13 protein-coding genes, 1 tRNA gene and 1 pseudogene are annotated in these 17,793 nt (G+C 68.2%); 13 read left to right on the forward strand and 2 right to left on the reverse strand.

What is annotated here, in order from left to right; genetic code table 11:
• The first annotated feature begins 77 nt into the window (after positions 1–77).
• Positions 78–1,628 (forward strand): alpha,alpha-trehalose-phosphate synthase (UDP-forming), encoded by a 1,551-nt coding sequence (locus ACFR9S_RS06230; protein WP_379730855.1) that lies wholly within the window; start codon positions 78–80, stop codon positions 1,626–1,628.
• 232 nt (positions 1,629–1,860) lie between these two features.
• On the opposite strand, the gene ACFR9S_RS06235 is transcribed toward ACFR9S_RS06230, so the two are convergent.
• Positions 1,861–1,933, reverse strand: a tRNA-Asp gene (locus ACFR9S_RS06235).
• Positions 1,934–2,178: 245 nt separating this feature from the next.
• On the opposite strand from ACFR9S_RS06235, the gene ACFR9S_RS06240 reads away from it, so the two are divergent.
• The 10 genes from ACFR9S_RS06240 (at position 2,179) to ACFR9S_RS06285 (ending at position 14,299) form a co-directional block, all read left to right on the forward strand.
• Positions 2,179–2,406, forward strand: coding sequence for a DNA-directed RNA polymerase subunit H (locus ACFR9S_RS06240; RefSeq protein ID WP_049979642.1), 228 nt, complete (start codon positions 2,179–2,181; stop codon positions 2,404–2,406).
• Complete coding sequence (locus ACFR9S_RS06245; protein WP_379730856.1) at positions 2,406–3,974, forward strand: DNA-directed RNA polymerase subunit B''; 1,569 nt, start codon at positions 2,406–2,408, stop codon at positions 3,972–3,974. The genes ACFR9S_RS06240 and ACFR9S_RS06245 overlap by 1 nt, the downstream gene beginning before the upstream one ends.
• Position 3,975: 1 nt before the next feature.
• Complete coding sequence (rpoB, locus tag ACFR9S_RS06250) at positions 3,976–5,808, forward strand: DNA-directed RNA polymerase subunit B (RefSeq protein ID WP_379730858.1); 1,833 nt, start codon at positions 3,976–3,978, stop codon at positions 5,806–5,808.
• Positions 5,809–8,733: a DNA-directed RNA polymerase subunit A' gene (locus tag ACFR9S_RS06255; RefSeq protein ID WP_379730859.1), complete on the forward strand. Its 2,925-nt coding sequence runs from the start codon at positions 5,809–5,811 to the stop codon at positions 8,731–8,733.
• A complete protein-coding gene (rpoA2, locus tag ACFR9S_RS06260) occupies positions 8,726–9,961 on the forward strand; it encodes a DNA-directed RNA polymerase subunit A'' (protein WP_379730860.1) in 1,236 nt (411 codons plus the stop codon). The genes ACFR9S_RS06255 and rpoA2 overlap by 8 nt, the downstream gene beginning before the upstream one ends.
• Before the next feature lie 40 nt (positions 9,962–10,001).
• Positions 10,002–10,424 (forward strand): NusA-like transcription termination signal-binding factor, encoded by a 423-nt coding sequence (locus ACFR9S_RS06265; protein WP_379818285.1) that lies wholly within the window; start codon positions 10,002–10,004, stop codon positions 10,422–10,424.
• A gap of 105 nt (positions 10,425–10,529) precedes the next feature.
• Positions 10,530–10,958: a 30S ribosomal protein S12 gene (locus ACFR9S_RS06270; protein ID WP_049979636.1), complete on the forward strand. Its 429-nt coding sequence runs from the start codon at positions 10,530–10,532 to the stop codon at positions 10,956–10,958.
• Positions 10,955–11,587, forward strand: coding sequence for a 30S ribosomal protein S7 (locus ACFR9S_RS06275; RefSeq protein ID WP_379732541.1), 633 nt, complete (start codon positions 10,955–10,957; stop codon positions 11,585–11,587). Before ACFR9S_RS06270 ends, ACFR9S_RS06275 begins: the two co-directional genes overlap by 4 nt.
• Before the next feature lie 87 nt (positions 11,588–11,674).
• Entirely contained in the window at positions 11,675–12,895 is a 1,221-nt protein-coding gene (locus tag ACFR9S_RS06280) for an MFS transporter (RefSeq protein WP_379818286.1), read from the forward strand.
• 36 nt (positions 12,896–12,931) lie between these two features.
• On the forward strand, positions 12,932–14,299 hold the full coding sequence (locus ACFR9S_RS06285; protein ID WP_379818287.1) for a PQQ-dependent sugar dehydrogenase: 1,368 nt from the start codon (positions 12,932–12,934) through the stop codon (positions 14,297–14,299).
• Here the strand turns inward: ACFR9S_RS06285 and ACFR9S_RS06290 are convergent.
• On the reverse strand, positions 14,296–15,039 hold the full coding sequence (locus ACFR9S_RS06290) for a DUF5781 family protein (RefSeq protein WP_379818288.1): 744 nt from the start codon (positions 15,037–15,039) through the stop codon (positions 14,296–14,298). The two genes, ACFR9S_RS06285 and ACFR9S_RS06290, sit on opposite strands and share 4 nt — an antisense overlap.
• Before the next feature lie 236 nt (positions 15,040–15,275).
• On the opposite strand from ACFR9S_RS06290, the gene ACFR9S_RS06295 reads away from it, so the two are divergent.
• Positions 15,276–17,465 (forward strand): elongation factor EF-2, encoded by a 2,190-nt coding sequence (locus ACFR9S_RS06295; protein WP_379732120.1) that lies wholly within the window; start codon positions 15,276–15,278, stop codon positions 17,463–17,465.
• 176 nt (positions 17,466–17,641) lie between these two features.
• A pseudogene (locus tag ACFR9S_RS06300) lies at positions 17,642–17,793 on the forward strand (amino acid-binding protein); the annotation flags it as partial.

The following is a 17,793-nucleotide window of genomic DNA, read 5'->3' on the forward strand; positions in this document are numbered from 1 at the left end:
TCCGAGTCGAACCGCCCGCACAGCGCCGCTCTGCCGGTCCCGATGGGTTCAACTCCGCCCGGCGACCACGACCGCCCGTGATTGACGACGCGCTCGGCGACCGCTCGCTCGTGGTCGTCTCGAACCGCGAGCCGTACGTCCACGAGTACGTCGAAGGCGAGCCGACGGCGGAGCGCCCCGCCGGTGGACTCGTAACCGCACTCGACGGCGTAGTCGCCAAGACGGGCGGCACGTGGGTCGCGTGGGGGAGCGGCGACGCCGACTTCGACCCCGCAGTGGCGCCCGACGGCGAGGTCGCGGTTCCGCCCGGCGACAGTGGGGGCGATCCAGCGGACGACGATCGCCCGGGCTACACGCTCTCCCGGCTCGACCTTCCCCGGCGGCTGGTGGAGAACTACTACTACGGCTACAGCAATCAGGTGCTCTGGCCGATCTGCCACCTCGAGGCCGACCCCGTGACCGTCGACCCCGCATTCGCGCCGGCGTACCGCGAGGCCAACCGGCGGTTCGCGGAGCGCGCGGTCGCCGCCGATCCCGACGTGGTCTGGTTTCAGGACTACCACCTCGCGCTGGCGCCGCAGTACGTTCGGGAGCAGCGGCCGGACGCGCGGCTGGTACAGTTCTGGCACGTCCCGTGGCCGACGCCGGAGTTTTTCGAGATCTGCCCGCAGGGGACCGAACTGCTCCGCGGCCTGCTCGGCAACGACGCGATCGGCTTCCATCTGGAGCGCTACGCCGCGAACTTCCGGGACTGCGTGGCGCGGTTCGTCCCCGACGCCGCGGTGACCGAATCGGGGACGATCCGCTACGACGGGCGAACCGTCGAGACGTACGCCTCCCCCATCGGCGTCGACACGGAGCGCGTCGCAGCGAACGCCCGGAGCGACGGTGCGACCCACTACTGGGACCGGGTGACCGATCGGTACGACCTCGATCCCGAGCGGTCGATCGTGCTGGGCGTCGACCGACTCGACTACACGAAGGGGGTGATCGAGCGCCTCGACGCGCTCGCACACCTGCTGGAGACGAACCCCGGCCTCGCTGGCGAGTTCACCTACGTCCAGAAGGGCACCCGCACCCGCGAGGGGATCCCCGCCTACAGGCGCTACTACGACGAGGTGCGCGACCGGATCGCCGACCTGAACGGGGCGTACGGCACGCCCGACTGGACGCCCGTCGTCTACATCGAGGACGACGTCGACGACCGCGAGCTGGCGGGGCTGTACCGCTACGCCGACGCCGCGGTGGTGAGCTCCCGGCGCGACGGGATGAACCTCGTCGCGAAGGAGTTCGTCGCCGCGCAGGGGCAGCCGGCACCCAACGCCGGCCTCGCGCAGGCGGACGGTCTCGACCGATCGACCCGCAACAGGACGCCGGGAGCGCTCGTCCTGAGCCGCTTCGTCGGCGCCGCCGAGTCGCTCTGTCCCGCCGCGCTGTCGGTGAACCCCTACGACGTGGCGGGGTTCGCCGAGACGATCCGGACGGCGCTGACGATGGACGAGACCGAACGCCGAGAGCGCGCGGCGTCGATGCGGGCGTCGGTGCGGGAAGACGACATCGACGCGTGGCTCGCGACCCAGACGGACGTGCTGACGGGGGAGAGCCGAATCGCGGCCGACGACGACTGAGTTAGTCGGGACTCGTCACCAGCGTTGATCGGTTTACGAGACCCGGACGCTCGTTCGAGGCGGACTTCTCGCTATCCGGTAGAGATCAGCAGAAGACGCCCGGAGCGGGATTTGAACCGCGAGGACTCGCTACGCTCGTCCTCTGGGTTCAGAATCCCTCCGATAGCGGTTCGCTTGGCTCGGAGTCCGTTCGAAACGGGCCTCCGGCTATCCGGTAGAGATCAGCAGAAGACGCCCGGAGCGGGATTTGAACCCGCGTCACGACCGTGACAGGGTCGTATGATGGGCCACTACACCATCCGGGCACGCTGCCTCGCTGCACTCAATCGTACCGCCGTGTTGTAAATAAGGCTTGTCATCCATCGACGCCGTGGGAGGCAACCGCGTGGCGGGGCCGCAGTTGGTTTGCGACTGCAGCGACGGTCCGGCTCCCCGGGTCGCGTGCGTCAACCGCTCGCGCACGCGCAACCTACATTAGCAAGCGTTATGTGCCGCCGGCTAAAATACAGCCGTAGTATCTCGTGACCGATTCTCTGAACGCCCAACACCTATGGTAGACGTAAGCCAACACGAACTGGTTCCGGAGCACACGCTCCTCGACGAGCCCGAGGTCGAGGAAGTGCTGGAGGAGTACCAAGTGAAGAAGACCAACCTACCCAAGATCAAGCGCAGGGATCCCGCCCTGCCGAAGGAGGCAGAGCCCGGCGACGTCGTCCGCATCGAGCGCGACTCCCGTACCACAGACACCGCGGTCGTCTACAGGCTGGTGGTCGAATAATGGATCGAGAGGACCGACGTGCGGTCTCCCGGGAGTACTTCTCCCAGGAACGACTGGCGGAGCACCACTTCCGATCGTTCAACAACTTCCTCGACCGCGGGATGCAGGACGTGGTCGACGAGAAGGAGACGATCGGCACCGACATCGGCGACAAGGAGGGGCAGGAGCCCGTCTGGGTCGAGCTCGGCGACGTACGCATCCTGACGCCGCGAGTGCGCGAGGCCGACGGCTCCGAGGAACTGCTCTACCCGCAGGAGGCCCGCCTGCGGAACATCACCTACGCGGCGCCGGTGTTCATGGAGATGTCCATCGTCCGGGGCGGCGACGAGGAGCCTGAGGAGGTCGTCGATCAGACCGAGACCAAGGTCGGCCGGATGCCGATCATGGTCGGCTCGAACAAGTGTAACATCGACGGCTTCTCCGACGAGGAGCTGATCGACATCGGCGAGGACCCCGTCGACCCCGGCGGCTACTTCATCGTCAACGGCTCCGAGCGCGTGCTGATGACCAGCGAGGACCTGGCGCCGAACAAGATCCTCGCGGAGCACGACACCAAGTACGGCGACGACATCCAGGTCGCCAAGACGTTCTCCCAGCGCCGGGGCTACCGCGCGCTGGTGCTGTGTGAGCGTAACCGCGAGGGGATCCTCGAGGTCAGCTTCCCCTCCGTCTCCGGCTCCGTGCCGTTCGTGACGCTGGTTCGGGCGCTCGGCCTCGAGTCCGACGAGGAGATCGTCCACCGCGTCTCGGAGGACCCCGAGATCGTGAAGTTCATGCTGGAGAACTTAGAGGAGGCCGACGTCCAGACCGAGGAGGAGGCGATCGAGACCCTCGGGAAGCGCGTCGCCTCCGGACAGGGGAAGAACTACCAGCTCAAGCGGGCGAACTACGTGATCGACCGCTACCTCCTCCCGCACCTCCACGAGGAGGGCGTCGACGAGGAGGACGTCCGCATCAACAAGGCGTACTACCTCTGCCGGATGGCCGAGGCGTGCTTCGAGCTCGCGCTCGGGCGCCGCGACTCCGACGACAAGGACCACTACTCCAACAAGCGCCTCAAGGTCAGCGGCGACCTGATGAAGGACCTGTTCCGGACCGCGCTGAACAAGCTCTCCCGGGACGTGAAGTACCAGCTCGAACGCGCCAACATGCGGAACCGCGACCTCAGCGTCAACACGGTCGTCCGGTCGGACGTGCTCACCGAGCGGCTGGAGCACCCGATCGCGACCGGGAACTGGGTCGGCGGCCGCTCGGGCGTCTCCCAGCTGGTCGACCGGACCGACTACATGGGCGTTCTCTCCCACCTGCGGCGGCTCCGCTCGCCGCTGAGTCGCTCCCAGCCCCACTTCGACGCGCGTGACCTGCACGCGACCCAGTGGGGGCGTATCTGTCCCTCCGAGACGCCGGAGGGCCCGAACTGTGGGCTGGTGAAGAACTTCGCACAGGCGATGGAGCTCTCCCAGCACGTCGACGACGAGCGCGAACTGAAGCGCGAACTCGACGACATGGGCGTGGAGGGCATCCCCGGTATCGAGGGCGTCGAACGAGCAACACCCGCGGACGACTGAGATGGCAGGAAAACAAGAACGACCTGCGAAGGTCTACGTCAACGGCAGCCTCGTCGGGACCCACCCGGACCCCGAGGAGCTGGCAGCACAGATCCGAGAGTCACGCCGAAACGGCGAGGTCAGCGAGATGGTCAACGTCGCGGTCAAGGACCGCACCCGCGAGGTCATCGTCAACGCCGACTCCGGCCGGGCGCGGCGCCCGCTGATCGTCGTCGACGACGGCGAGCCGCGGCTCACCGACGAGCACATCGAGGCGATCGAGGACGACGAGCTCGAGTTCGACGACCTCGTCGACCGCGGCATCGTCGAGTTCATCGACGCCGAGGAGGAGGAGGACATCCTCGTCGCCGTCGACGAGGACGACCTCACCGAGAACCACACCCACCTCGAGGTCGACCCGCAGCTGATCTTCGGGATCGGCGCGGGGATGATCCCCTACCCCGAGCACAACGCATCGCCGCGTATCACGATGGGCGCGGGGATGATGAAGCAGTCCCTCGGGCTGCCGAGCGCGAACTACCGCATCCGGCCCGACACGCGACAGCACCTCCTGCACTACCCGCAGCTCTCGATGGTCAAGACCCAGACCACCGAGCAGATCGGGTTCGACGAGCGCCCCGCGGCCCAGAACTTCACGGTCGCGGTCATGTCCTACGAGGGGTTCAACATCGAGGACGCGCTGGTCATGAACCAGGGCTCCGTGGAGCGCGGCCTCGCCCGCTCGCACTTCTTCCGCACCTACGAGGGCGAGGAGCGACGCTACCCCGGCGGTCAGGAAGACCGCTTCGAGGTGCCCTCACAGGACGTGCGCGGCGCACGCGGCGAGGACGCGTACACCCATCTCGACGAGGACGGGCTGGTCAACCCCGAGACGAAGGTCGACGAGAGCTCGGTGCTGCTCGGGAAGACCTCGCCGCCACGGTTCCTCGAGGAGCAGGAGGACCTCGGCGGCCTCTCGCCCCAGAAGCGGCGTGAGACCTCGGTCACGATGCGCTCCGGCGAGGACGGCATCGTCGACACGGTGACGCTGATGGAGGGCGAGGACGGCTCGAAGCTCTCGAAGGTGTCGGTGCGGGACGAACGGATCCCCGAACTCGGGGACAAGTTCGCGTCCCGGCACGGCCAGAAGGGCGTCGTCGGCCACCTCGCACCCCAGGAGGACATGCCGTTCACCGAGGAGGGACTGATTCCCGACCTCGTGATGAACCCCCACGCGCTCCCCTCGCGGATGACCGTGGGCCACGTGCTGGAGATGCTCGGCGGCAAGGTCGGCTCGCTGGAAGGCCGGCGCGTCGACGGCACGCCGTTCCAGGGCGAGGGCGAAGAGGAACTCCGCGACAGCCTGGAGGAGCGCGGCTTCAAGTCCTCCGGCAAGGAGGTCATGTACTCCGGCGTGACCGGGGAGAAGATCGAGGCCGAGATCTTCGTCGGCACGATCTTCTACCACAAGCTGTACCACATGGTGAGCAACAAGCTGCACGCCCGCTCCCGCGGTCCCGTGCAGGTGCTCACCCGCCAGCCCACCGAGGGGCGCGCCCGCGAGGGCGGTCTCCGCGTGGGGGAGATGGAGCGTGAGGTGCTGATCGGCCACGGCGCCGCGATGGCGCTGAAGGAACGCCTGCTCGACTCCTCTGACCGCGAGACGGTGTACATCTCGGAGGACACCGGGATGGTCGCCGTCGAGGACGTGGAGCAGCGCCGAGTGTACGACCCCATCACGAAGGACGAGGACAACATCCACGAGCTGGAGGTCAGCTACGCGTTCAAGCTGCTGCTCGACGAGATGAAGGCGCTCGGCATCCGACCCAAACTCGAACTGGAGGACGCAGTATAAATGTCAATCTCAGGCTCACCCAAGGAGATCGGCGAGATCAGCTTCGGCCTGATGGACCCGGAGACGTACCGGGACATGAGCGCCACGAAGGTGATCACCGCCGACACGTACGACGACGACGGCTACCCCATCGACATGGGGCTGATGGACCCCCGGCTGGGGGTCATCGACCCCGGGCTGGAGTGTCGGACCTGCGGTCAGCACTCCGGCTCGTGTAACGGCCACTTCGGGCACATCGAGCTCGCGGCGCCGGTGATCCACGTCGGCTTCGCGAAGCTGATCCGCCGCCTGCTGCGTGGCACCTGTCGGGACTGCGGCCGGCTCTCGCTCACCGAGGACGAGCAGGCCGAGTTCGCCGAGCGGCTCGAGCGAGCCAAGGAGCTCGGCGACGACCCCGACGACGTGCTGAAGGCCGCCATCCGGCAGGCCCGGAAGACCTCGCGATGTCCGTACTGCGGCGAGACCCAGTACGACATCAAACACGAGAAGCCGACCACCTACTACGAGGTGCAGGACGTCCTCGCCGCGGAGTACTCCGAGATCATCGCCGAGGCGATGCAGCCCGACGACGAGGACGACGAGGGGGTCTCGCCACAGGAGCTCGCCGACGAGACCGGCATCGCGCTCGACCGGATCAACGACATCCTCGGCGGCGAGTTCCGCCCGCGCGAGGAGGACCGCAAGGCGCTGGAGAAGGCGCTGGACATCGACCTGACCGAGGAGGACGAGAACAAGCTGATGCCCAGCGACATCCGGGACTGGTTCGAGGACATCCCGGACGAGGACCTGGCGAACATCGGCGTCAACCCCGAGACCTCCCGGCCGGAGTGGATGATCCTGACGGTGCTGCCGGTGCCGCCGGTCACCACCCGCCCCTCGATCACGCTGGACAACGGCCAGCGCTCCGAGGACGACCTGACCCACAAGCTGGTCGACATCATCCGCATCAACCAGCGGTTCATGGAGAACCGCGAGGCGGGCGCGCCCCAGCTGATCATCGAGGACCTCTGGGAGCTGCTGCAGTACCACGTCACCACGTTCGTCGACAACGAGATCTCCGGCACGCCGCCGGCCCGACACCGCTCGGGGCGGCCGCTGAAGACCCTCTCCCAGCGCCTGAAGGGGAAGGAGGGTCGGTTCCGCGGCTCGCTGTCCGGGAAGCGCGTGAACTTCTCGGCGCGAACCGTCATCTCGCCGGACCCGACGCTGTCGCTGAACGAGGTCGGCGTCCCCGAGCGCGTGGCTCGGGAGATGACCCAGACGATGAACGTCTCCGAGCGCAACCTCGAGGAGGCCCGGACGTACGTCCGGAACGGTCCCGAGGGGCATCCGGGCGCCAACTACGTCAAGCGGCCCGACGGCCGCCGGCTGAAGGTGACCGAGAAGAACTGCGAGGAGCTCGCCGAGAAGGTCGAGCCCGACTGGGAGGTCTCCCGGCACCTGACCGACGGCGACATCATCGTGTTCAACCGACAGCCGTCGCTGCACCGGATGTCGATCATGGCCCACGAGGTGGTCGTGATGCCGTACAAGACGTTCCGGCTGAACACGACGGTCTGTACGCCGTACAACGCCGACTTCGACGGCGACGAGATGAACATGCACGCCCTCCAGAACGAGGAGGCGCGTGCGGAGGCCCGCGTCCTGATGCGCGTCCAGGAGCAGATGCTCAGCCCGCGCTTCGGCGAGAACATCATCGGCGCCATCCAGGACCACGTCTCCGGGACGTACCTGCTGACCCGGAACAACCCCGAGTTCACCGAGAACCAGGCGCTGGACCTGCTGCGTGCGACCAGCGTCGACGAGCTGCCCGAGCCTGACGGCGAGCAGGACGGCGAGCCGGTCTGGAACGGCCGGACGGTGTTCTCGGAGCTGCTGCCCGACGACCTCAACCTCGAGTTCCGCTCGGAGGCCGACGACGAGGTCGTGATCGAGGACGGCCAGCTCGTGCAGGGGACGATCGACGAGGGCGCCATCGGCGCCTTCGGCGGCGACATCGTCGACACGATCACCAAGGAGTACTCGAAGACGCGCGCCCGCGTGTTCGTCAACGAGGTGGCGACGCTCGCGATGCGCTCGATCATGCACTTCGGGTTCTCGATCGGGATCGACGACGAGTCCGTCCCGCCGACGGCCGACGAGCAGGTCGACGAGGCGATCGACGACGCTTACGAGCGCGTCGACGAGCTGATCGAGACGTACCGGGCGGGCGATCTGAACTCGATCCCCGGCCGGACCGTCGACGAGACGCTCGAACTCAAGATCATGCAGACGCTGGGCAAGGCGCGTGACTCCGCGGAGGACATCGCCGGCGACCACTTCGCCGACGACAACCCCGCGATCGTCATGGCGCGCTCCGGCGCGCGTGGCTCGATGCTGAACCTGACCCAGATGGCCGCCACCGTCGGCCAGCAGTCGGTCAGCGGCGAGCGCATCAACCGCGGCTACGAGGGCCGTACGCTCAGCCACTACGAGCGCGGCGACCTCGGCGCCAAGCCCCACGGGTTCGTGGAGAACTCCTACCGCTCGGGACTCACCCCGCGGGAGTTCTTCTTCCACGCGATGGGCGGCCGCGAGGGGCTGGTCGACACGGCAGTCCGGACCTCGAAGTCCGGCTACCTCCAGCGCCGGCTGATCAACGCCCTCTCCGAACTGGAGGCGCAGTACGACGGCACCGTCCGGGACACCTCCGGCACGGTCGTCCAGTTCGAGTTCGGCGAGGACGGCACCTCGCCGGTGAAAGTCTCCTCCGACGAGGACGACCCCGTCGACGTGGAGGCGATCACCCAGCGCGTGCTGGACGCCGAGTTCAGCAGCGAGGAGCAGAAGGCCCGCTTCCTCGGCGAGGACGAGGAGACCACCAACATCTCGGAGTACGCCGGTCCCGGCCTGAACAAGGCGGGCCAGGGGGTGAGCGATGACTGACGTCGAGGCGCTCCCCGAGAGCTTCGAGCACATCGACGAGGAGACCGAGGCGCTGGTCGAGGGGACCGAACTCCCGCGGCGCCTGAAGGACCGCGTCTACCGCGCCATCGAGGACAACGAAGGCGCGAGGCGCGAGGAGATCGAGGAGATCGTCAAGGCCGTCGTCACCCGCTACGAGGACACCCGGGTCGACGCGCTCGACCCCGTCGGGACGGTGTCGGCCCAGTCGATCGGCGAACCGGGCACCCAGCTGACGATGAACACGTTCCACTTCGCGGGCGTCGCGGAGATCGACGTGACCCAGGGGCTGCCCCGGCTGATCGAACTCGTCGACGCCCGGAAGACGCCGGACACGCCGACGATGACGGTCCACCTCGAGGAGGAGTACGCGACCGACCGCGACAAGGCCCGCGAGGTCGTCTGGCAGATCGAGGCGACGAAGATCCTCGCGCTGGGGAACGTCTCGACCAACGTCGCGGACATGCAGGTCACGATCGACCTGAACGAGGACACGCTCCGGAAGCGCTGGCCCACCTACGACGACGTGGGCGAGGTCGCCGAGGAGATCCAGGAGACCATCGAGAGCGAGCTCAAAGTCGCGACCAAGCGCAAGGGGACGACGATCGCGTTCGGTCCCGAGCAGCCCAGCTACCGCGAGCTGCTCCAGCTGGTCGAGGAGCTCCGCGAGGTCGTGTTCAAGGGGATCGAGGAGATCTCCCGCGTCGTGATCCGGAAGGAGGAGGTCGAGGACGGCGAGGAGGAGTTCGTCCTCTACACCGAGGGGTCGGCGTTCGGCGACGTGCTCGAGATCGAGGGCGTCGACACCAGCCGCTCGACGTGTAACAACATCCACGAGATCCACGACAACCTCGGGATCGAGGCCGCCCGCGAGACGATCATCAACGAGACCCACGAGACGCTGGCCGAACAGGGGCTGGACGACGTGAACGTCCGGCACCTGATGCTGGTGGCGGACATCATGACCAACCGCGGGACGATCGAGTCGATCGGCCGGCACGGTATCTCCGGCTCGAAGGAGTCCGTGCTCGCCCGCGCGGCGTTCGAGGTGACGGTGAACCACCTGCTCGACGCCGCCGTCCACGGCGAGGTCGACGACCTCGACGGCGTGATCGAGAACGTGATCGTCGGGAAGCCGGTGTCGATCGGTACCGGCGACGTGGACCTGCGGATGGGCTCGGGCGGCGCCGCGAACTCCGCCGACGACTGATGGGCCGGCACCGCCCCCACTCGCAGGCCGGAGGCCGCCGATGAGCCTGACGCTGTCGGACGAGGCACGCCGGCACATCGCCGCGTTCGCCGACGTGGCCGACGTGACGCCGGTGGACTGTCTGGTCGAGGACGACCGCGCGGTGTTCGTGATCCCCGCCGGCGAGATGGGGGCGGCGATCGGGCCGGACGGCGAGACCGTCGAGGCCGTCGAGGCACAGTTGGGCAGCCGCGTCGACCTCGTGGAGAACGCCGACGAGCCCGCCGCGTTCGTCGCCAACTGCCTCGCGCCCGCGGCCGTGCGCAACGTCACCCTGTCGACCCAGGGCGGTAGCACCGTCGCGTACGTCGAGGTGCCGCAGGGCGACCGCGGGGTCGCCATCGGCGCCGGCGGCGAGTCGATCGAGGCGACCCGACGGCTGGCGGCGCGACACTTCGACATCGACGACGTGCAGTTGGCGTAGAGCGCGACCGGCGCAGATCGGAGTAGCGCCACCTCTAACGCGTTCTCGTTCCGTTTCTTCTCCCCGAAAGGGGATGCTTAAGTGGCTCCGTCGAAGAGGTAGGGTATGGCGAACGGCAAGTACGCCGCGCGGAAACTCAAGAAGGACCGCCAGAAGCGACGGTGGTCCGACTCGGAGTACGCGCGCCGCGAACGCGGACTCAAGGAGAAGTCCGACCCGCTCGAGGGCGCCCCGCAGGGTCGCGGGATCGTGCTGGAGAAGGTCGGCATCGAAGCGAAACAGCCCAACTCGGCGATCCGGAAGTGTGTCCGGGTCCAGCTCATCAAGAACGGGAAGCAGGTCACCGCGTTCTGTCCCGGTGACGGCGCGATCTCGTTCATCGACGAGCACGACGAGGTCACCATCGCGGGGATCGGTGGCTCGAAGGGTCGTGCGATGGGTGACATCTCCGGTGTCAACTACAAGGTCGAGAAGGTCAACGGCGTGTCGCTGATCGAACTGGTTCGCGGGAACGCGGAGAAGCCAGTCAGATGAGCGAGGAAGAAGCCGCCGACGCCGAGACCGAGGAGGTCGAGGCCGAAGCCGAGGAGACCGAGGAGACCTCGACCGGCGCCGACCTGTTCGGCGTCTGGGACGTGAGCGACATCGAGTACTCCGACCCCTCGACGCAGCGCTACCTCAACGTGACGCCCGTCGCGCACACGATGGGTCGCCACGCGAGCAAGCAGTTCGAGAAGTCCGAGATCAGCGTGGTCGAGCGCCTGATCAACCGGCTGATGCAGACCGAGGACAACACCGGTCACAAGCAGAAGACGACCCGCATCGTGCGGGACGCCTTCGAGATCGTCCACGAGCGGACCGAGGAGAACCCCGCGCAGGTGCTGGTCGAGGCCGTCGAGAACGCGGCCCCGCGCGAGGAGACCGTCCGCCTGAAGTACGGCGGGATCTCGGTCCCGAAGGCCGTCGACGTGGCGCCCCAGCGCCGTGTCGACCAGGGACTGAAGTTCATCGCGCAGGGCACGCTCAACGGCTCGCGCAACACGGCCACCCCCGTCGAGGAGGCGCTGGCCCAGCAGCTGATCGGCGCCGCCGACTACGACGTCAACGTCTACCCGATCTCCCAGAAGGAGGAGACCGAGCGCGTCGCGGCCGCGGCCCGCTAACTCGGCTCCGATCTTTTCCGTTTTTCGCAGTTCCCGAGCGGCGGCTCTCGATGCGTTTTTGCGGGGTCCGGCTCGAACCCCCGAGCCGTGCCCTCCACCGTCGTCCGGAAGTTCTACCTGTTACAGGCGACCCGGTCGGTCGGGTTCATCGCCCCGATCTTCACGCTGTTCCTGCTCCGGGACCTCTCCTTCACCGTCGTCGGCACGCTGAGCGCGCTGTCGGCCGCGATCGTCGTGCTCGGCGAGGTGCCGACGGGGTACGTCGGCGACCGCCTGGGCCGCCGGGCGAGCATCGGCCTGAGCATCGGGCTGAAGGCGGCGTCGCTGCTCGGGTTCGTCTTCGTCCGGTCGCCCCTGGGGTACGCGGCGCTGTACGTCCCGTGGGCGCTGGGGCTGACGTTCGCCTCGGGCAGCATCGACGCCTGGCTCTACGACACGCTCAGCGAACGCCTCGACGCCGGTGAGTTCACCCGGATCCGGGGGCGCGGGGAAGCGGTGACGGCGTGGAGTTCGGTCGTCACCGCGGTTGGGGGCGGCGCGCTCTACGGCGTCGACCCGACGTGGCCGTTTCTCGCGAGCGTCGGGATGAACCTCCTCGGGCTAGCGGCGCTGGCCTCGCTACCCAAGAACCGGGCGTACCGTGACGACGGGCGGGGCGGCCGAACCGCGGCGGAGACGTTCGGCGTGCTCCGCCGGGCCGTCGCCCGCCCGTCGCTGCGGTCGTTCGCGCTGTACGTCGGGCTGTTCTTCGCCGTACTGAGCGCGTCGACGACGTACGTGCAGCCGATCGCCGAGTCGCTGCTGGAGACGGCGATCCCCGGCGGGCTGCCGGTCGGGCTCTCGCTCGGGCTGCTGTACGCGGGGTTCAGCGGCGTCACGGCGGTCTCGAGCCAACGTGCGGGGTGGCTCGAAGACCGGGTCGGCCCGCGGCGGCTGCTGATCGCCGTCCCCCTCGCGACGTGTGGGCTGCTGGCGCTCCCACGGCTGGTGCTGGTCGCCGCACTCCCGATGTTCGTCGCACAGCGCGCCTCCCGGGCGCTGCTGCTCCCGGTCGTCAACGCCCGCGTGACCGAGGCCGTCGACGACGCCGGGCGCGCGACGGCCGTCTCCGCGGTGTCGATGCTCACCAGACTGTACAAGCTACCGCTGGCGGTCGGCGCGGGCGTGCTCGCGGACGCACTTGGGGAGACGAGCGCCGTCGCCGCGCTCGGCGGCGTGTTCCTGCTCGTCGCCGCGGCGTCGACCGTCACGCGGCCGCTCCGGCTGCTCGAAGAGGGCGAGGAACCCGGTGGAGACCCTGCCACCTGACAGAAAGACTTTGGGCGGCGATGGGTACTACCGAACGTGGACCCCGATACGCTCTCCCGCCGAACGCTGCTCGCCCTCTCGGCCGTCGGGCTGGCCGGCTGTAGCGCCCCGGACGACCCGAGTGAGACCGATCCCGGGACCGACCCCTCCTCCAGCGGACCGACCGACTCCGGGGGGTACGACCCCAGCCTCGACCACGACGAGACGGCGTGGAAGGGCTACGACCCGGAGTGGTGGGCGCCGACGAGCGCCGCCGAGACCGAACTGGAGACCGAGGTGCTCGCCGAACAGCTGGAGATTCCGTGGGACCTCTCGTTCACCGGGAACGGCGAGCTGTTCCTGACCGAGCGGACCGGGCAGGTGTTGCGCTATGCCGACGGCGAGATCAGCCTGTCGTTCAAACCCGCCGACGCGATCCCCGCCGGCTCCGTCGAGCCCGGGAGCGACGAGGACAGTTGGTTCGTCGAGGGGGGCGAAGGCGGCACAATGGGCGTCGAGGCTCACCCGAACTACCCCGACGTGCCGCTGGTGTACGTCTACTACACCGCGACGACCGACGAGGAGCCAGTCGTGCGGCTGGCGGCGTTCGATCCCGGGAGTGAGCAACCGGGCGAGCCGGTCTCCGTGCTCGCGGAGTCACCTGCTCGGGCCGGGACGAGAACGAACATCCACAACGGGGGGCGACTGCGGTTCGGCCCCGCGAACTACCTCTGGGTGACGACCGGCGACGCCGGCAACGGCGACCTCGCCGCCGACCCCGAGAACCTGGCGGGCAAAGTCCTGCGGATGACCCCCGACGGCGAGGGCGCGCCCGGCAACGAGAGCCCGGGCGACCCCCGAATCTTCACGATGGGCCACCGGAACGTGCAGGGGCTGAGCTGGCTGCCCGACGCGACGCCGGTCGCCGACGAGCACGGCCCCGGTCCCGACGAGGTGAACGTCCTCGAAGCCGGCGGGAACTACGGCTGGCCCGAGGCGCGCCAGCCCGGCGAGTACGAGGGGACCGACTACCACCGCCCGGTGGCGAGTTCGGCGCTCGTGTCGGCGACGTGGGCGCCGTCCGGCTCGTCGTTCTTCCAGGGCGACGCGGCGCCGACGCTGCAGAACCGGCTGCTCGTGGGCGCGCTGATCAATCAGCGACTCAAGTCGTTCACGTTGACGCCGGCGGGCGAGGAGCTGCCCGAACTCGGCGAGACGGGCAAGCGCCACGACGCCGACTGGCTGGACGACGAGTACACCGTGACCAGCCACGACCTGCTGGTGAACGAGCTCGGCCGGATCCGCCACGTCGAGGAGGGACCGGACGGCGCGCTGTACGCCATCACCTCCAACCGCGACGGGCGGGCGAACGAGCCGTTCCCCCGCGAGATCGACGACGTGCTGGTGCGGATCACCGAGGCCTAATCGGCGCCCTCGCCGACGTACTCGCGGGTCACGTCGACCAGCGCCTTGCGGTACTCGCTCTCGGAGGGGTCGTCGTCCAGCGACCGAAACACCTCGGCGAACTCCTCGACGCCGACTTCGGGCGCGTCATCCGCAGCCGCGTGTGCGAGGTCGTAGATCCGGTGGTCTGGACCGACGAGGTCGTGCCGTTCGACCAGCGCGAGCGCGAAGGCGGCGTTGACCGCCGTGATCTCCGGGTCCGCCCCTGGGGTCGCGAGCTGCCAGCCCGCCGGCGCCGCGGGCGGCCGGTCGGCGACGGCGTCGGCCAGCCGGGACTCGAGAAAGGTGACGAGCTTCCCGCCCGGCGCGACCGAGAGCGTGATGTCGTCGGCGTAGATGTCCTTCATGTGGTTGGCGAGCTGGTGGACGTGGGCCAGCTTGCGCTGCTCGACGCTCTTGCCCGCGAGCGCGAGGAAGATCGCCTCCCGCGTCGACTGGTGGTGGGAGGGGTGGTGCTGCTCGTAGCGCGCCATGTGGGAGAGTTCGTGCAGCGCCAGCTCCCGCGCCATCGCGCTCGTCGCGGCCTGTCGGGAGATGTTGAGCACGTGTCGGTCCTCGTAGTGGCCGGCCCACGTGCGCTCGTCGGGGTCGTCGCGCACGCGGACGTGGACGGGGAGGTCGATCTCGCTCTCGGTCTCCAAGAGTTCTGCTGCGCCGAGAAACGGCTCCGCGGGGCCGTTGTCGGGGAGTCGTATATCCATGTGTAACCCTACCACGGGGTAGAGGGGGAAGACGGTTTCGGGAGTATGAGGCGGCGTCTGGCAGCCGCCGGTGTCGGAGTATGAGGCGGCGTCGGACAGCCGCCGGGACCGGTGAGACCGCGGTTCCGACGGAGTCACAGAATCGCCCGCTGTGGCGGCCACAGAGGCGTGTGTCGGTGGCACACCCGCTACGTGAAACACTACCCTTTTGACCCCGCCACGGGTATCCCACCCCAATGGGCCGACGTAAGAAAATTGTCCAAGAATGTGAGCGGCTGATGGACACCCCGGAGAACATCCGGAACATCGCCATCGCCGCCCACGTCGACCACGGGAAGACGACGCTTTCGGACAACCTCCTCGCGGGTGCGGGGATGATCTCCGAGGGCACCGCCGGCGAGCAGCTGGCGATGGACACGAAGGAGGACGAACAGGAGCGTGGGATCACCATCGACGCGGCGAACGTCTCGATGACCCACGAGTACGAGGGCACCAACCACCTCATCAACCTCATCGACACGCCGGGCCACGTCGACTTCGGTGGCGACGTGACCCGGGCGATGCGTGCCGTCGACGGCGCGCTCGTCGTCGTGGACGCCGTCGAGGGCGCCATGCCCCAGACGGAGACGGTGCTGCGACAGGCACTCCGCGAGGGCGTGAAGCCGACCCTGTTCATCAACAAGGTCGACCGCCTGATCTCCGAGCTCCAGGAGGGCGAGGAGGAGATGCAGGAGCGCCTGCTCGGGGTCATCTCCGACGTGAACGAGCTGATCCGCGGGATGATCGAGGAGATGGACGACATCGACGACGACTGGACCGTCTCCGTCGAGGACGGCACCGTCGGCTTCGGCTCCGCGCTGTACAAGTGGGGCGTCTCGATGCCGTCGATGCAGCGCACCGGCATCTCCTTCGAGGACATCATCGAGATGGAGCGCAACGACAAGCGCGACGAGCTCCACGAGCGCTCGCCGCTGTCGGACGTTGTGCTCGACATGGTCTGTGAGCACTTCCCCAACCCCGTCGACGCCCAGCCCCGTCGTGTCCCGCGCATCTGGCGCGGCGACTCCGAGTCCGAACTCGCGGAGGACATGCGGCTGGTCAACGAGGACGGCGAGGTCGTGTTCATGGTGACCGACATCTCGATGGACCCCCACGCCGGCGAGATCGCGACGGGTCGTGTCTTCTCCGGCACGCTGGAGAAGGGGCAGGATCTGTTCGTCTCCGGCACCGCCGGCAAGAACCGGATCCAGTCCGTCGGGCTGTTCATGGGGAGCGAACGCGAGGAAGTGGATCGCGTCCCCGCGGGGAACATCGCCTCGGTCACGGGGCTGCGCGACGCCATCGCCGGCTCGACGGTCTCCTCCACGGAGATGACGCCGTTCGAGTCGATCGAGCACATCTCGGAGCCGGTGATCACGAAGTCCGTCGAGGCCCAGACCATGGACGACCTGCCGAAGCTGATCGAGACGCTCCAGCAGGTCGCCAAGGAGGACCCGACGATCCAGATCGAGATCAACGAGGACACCGGCGAGCACCTGATCAGCGGGCAGGGCGAGCTCCACCTCGAAGTGATCACCCAGCGCATCGAGAAGGAGCAGGGCATCCCGGTCAACACCGGCGAACCGATCGTCGTGTTCCGCGAGCAGCCCCAGGAGGAGTCCCGGGAGGTCGAGGGCGTCTCGCCCAACCGCCACAACAAGTTCTACATCTCCATCCACCCGATGGGGCAGGAGATCGTCGACGCGATCCAGCTCGGCGAGGTCTCCATGGACATGCCCGAACTGGAGCGCCGTGAGGCGCTGCAGGAGGCCGGCATGGACAAGGAGACGTCCCAGAACGTGGAGCACATCCACGGGACGAACATCCTCATCGACGACACGAAGGGGATCCAGCACCTGAACGAGACGATGGAGCTGGTGGTCGAGGGCCTGCAGGAGGCGCTCGACGACGGCCCGCTGGCCGCCGAGCCCGTGCAGGGGACGCTGCTCCGCCTGCACGACGCCCGCCTCCACGAGGACACCATCCACCGCGGTCCCGCGCAGGTGATCCCCGCCGTCCGCGAGGCGGTCCACCACGCGCTGATCGACGGCGAGATCCGGCTGCTGGAGCCGATCCAGAACGTCCGGATCGACGTGCCCAGCGAGCACATGGGCGCCGCCTCCGGCGAGATTCAGGGTCGCCGTGGCCGCGTCGACGACATGTACCAGGAGGGCGGCCTGATGGTCGTCGAGGGCGTCGCGCCCGTCGAGGAGATGATCGGCTTCTCCAGCGACATCCGGAGCGCGACCGAGGGTCGTGCGTCCTGGAACACCGAGAACGCCGGCTTCCGCGTGATGGCCGACAACCTCCAGCGCGAGCAGATCATGGAGATCCGCGAGCGCAAGGGGATGAAGCTCGAGCTCCCCGAGTCGGTCGACTACATCTAAGTCGGCGGCCCGAGTCGACGGCCTGCGGTTCTCTTCGCTCTCTTTTCGAACCTCCCCAGCGACGGCGCCGTCCGCGGGCGGCGCGGTTGCCACACCCCGAGAAGGCTTATGTCCACCCCGGCGTTCCGTCCGTCCGTGTTCCGTCCACAGTCGATCCCCGGGGGTGTCGTACCACGATGAGCCGCGCCGACGGGGTGACGACACACACGCTCCGGCTCGAACTCGACGACGAGCCGGGCGAGCTCGCGGCCGCGCTCGAACCCATCGCCGAGCACGGGGGGAACCTCCTCTCGGTGTTCCACGAGCGCGGGAGTCGCACACCCGGCGG

It is taken from the genome of Halolamina salina (assembly GCF_042678005.1).
Taxonomy (GTDB): Archaea; Halobacteriota; Halobacteria; order Halobacteriales; family Haloferacaceae; genus Halolamina; species Halolamina salina.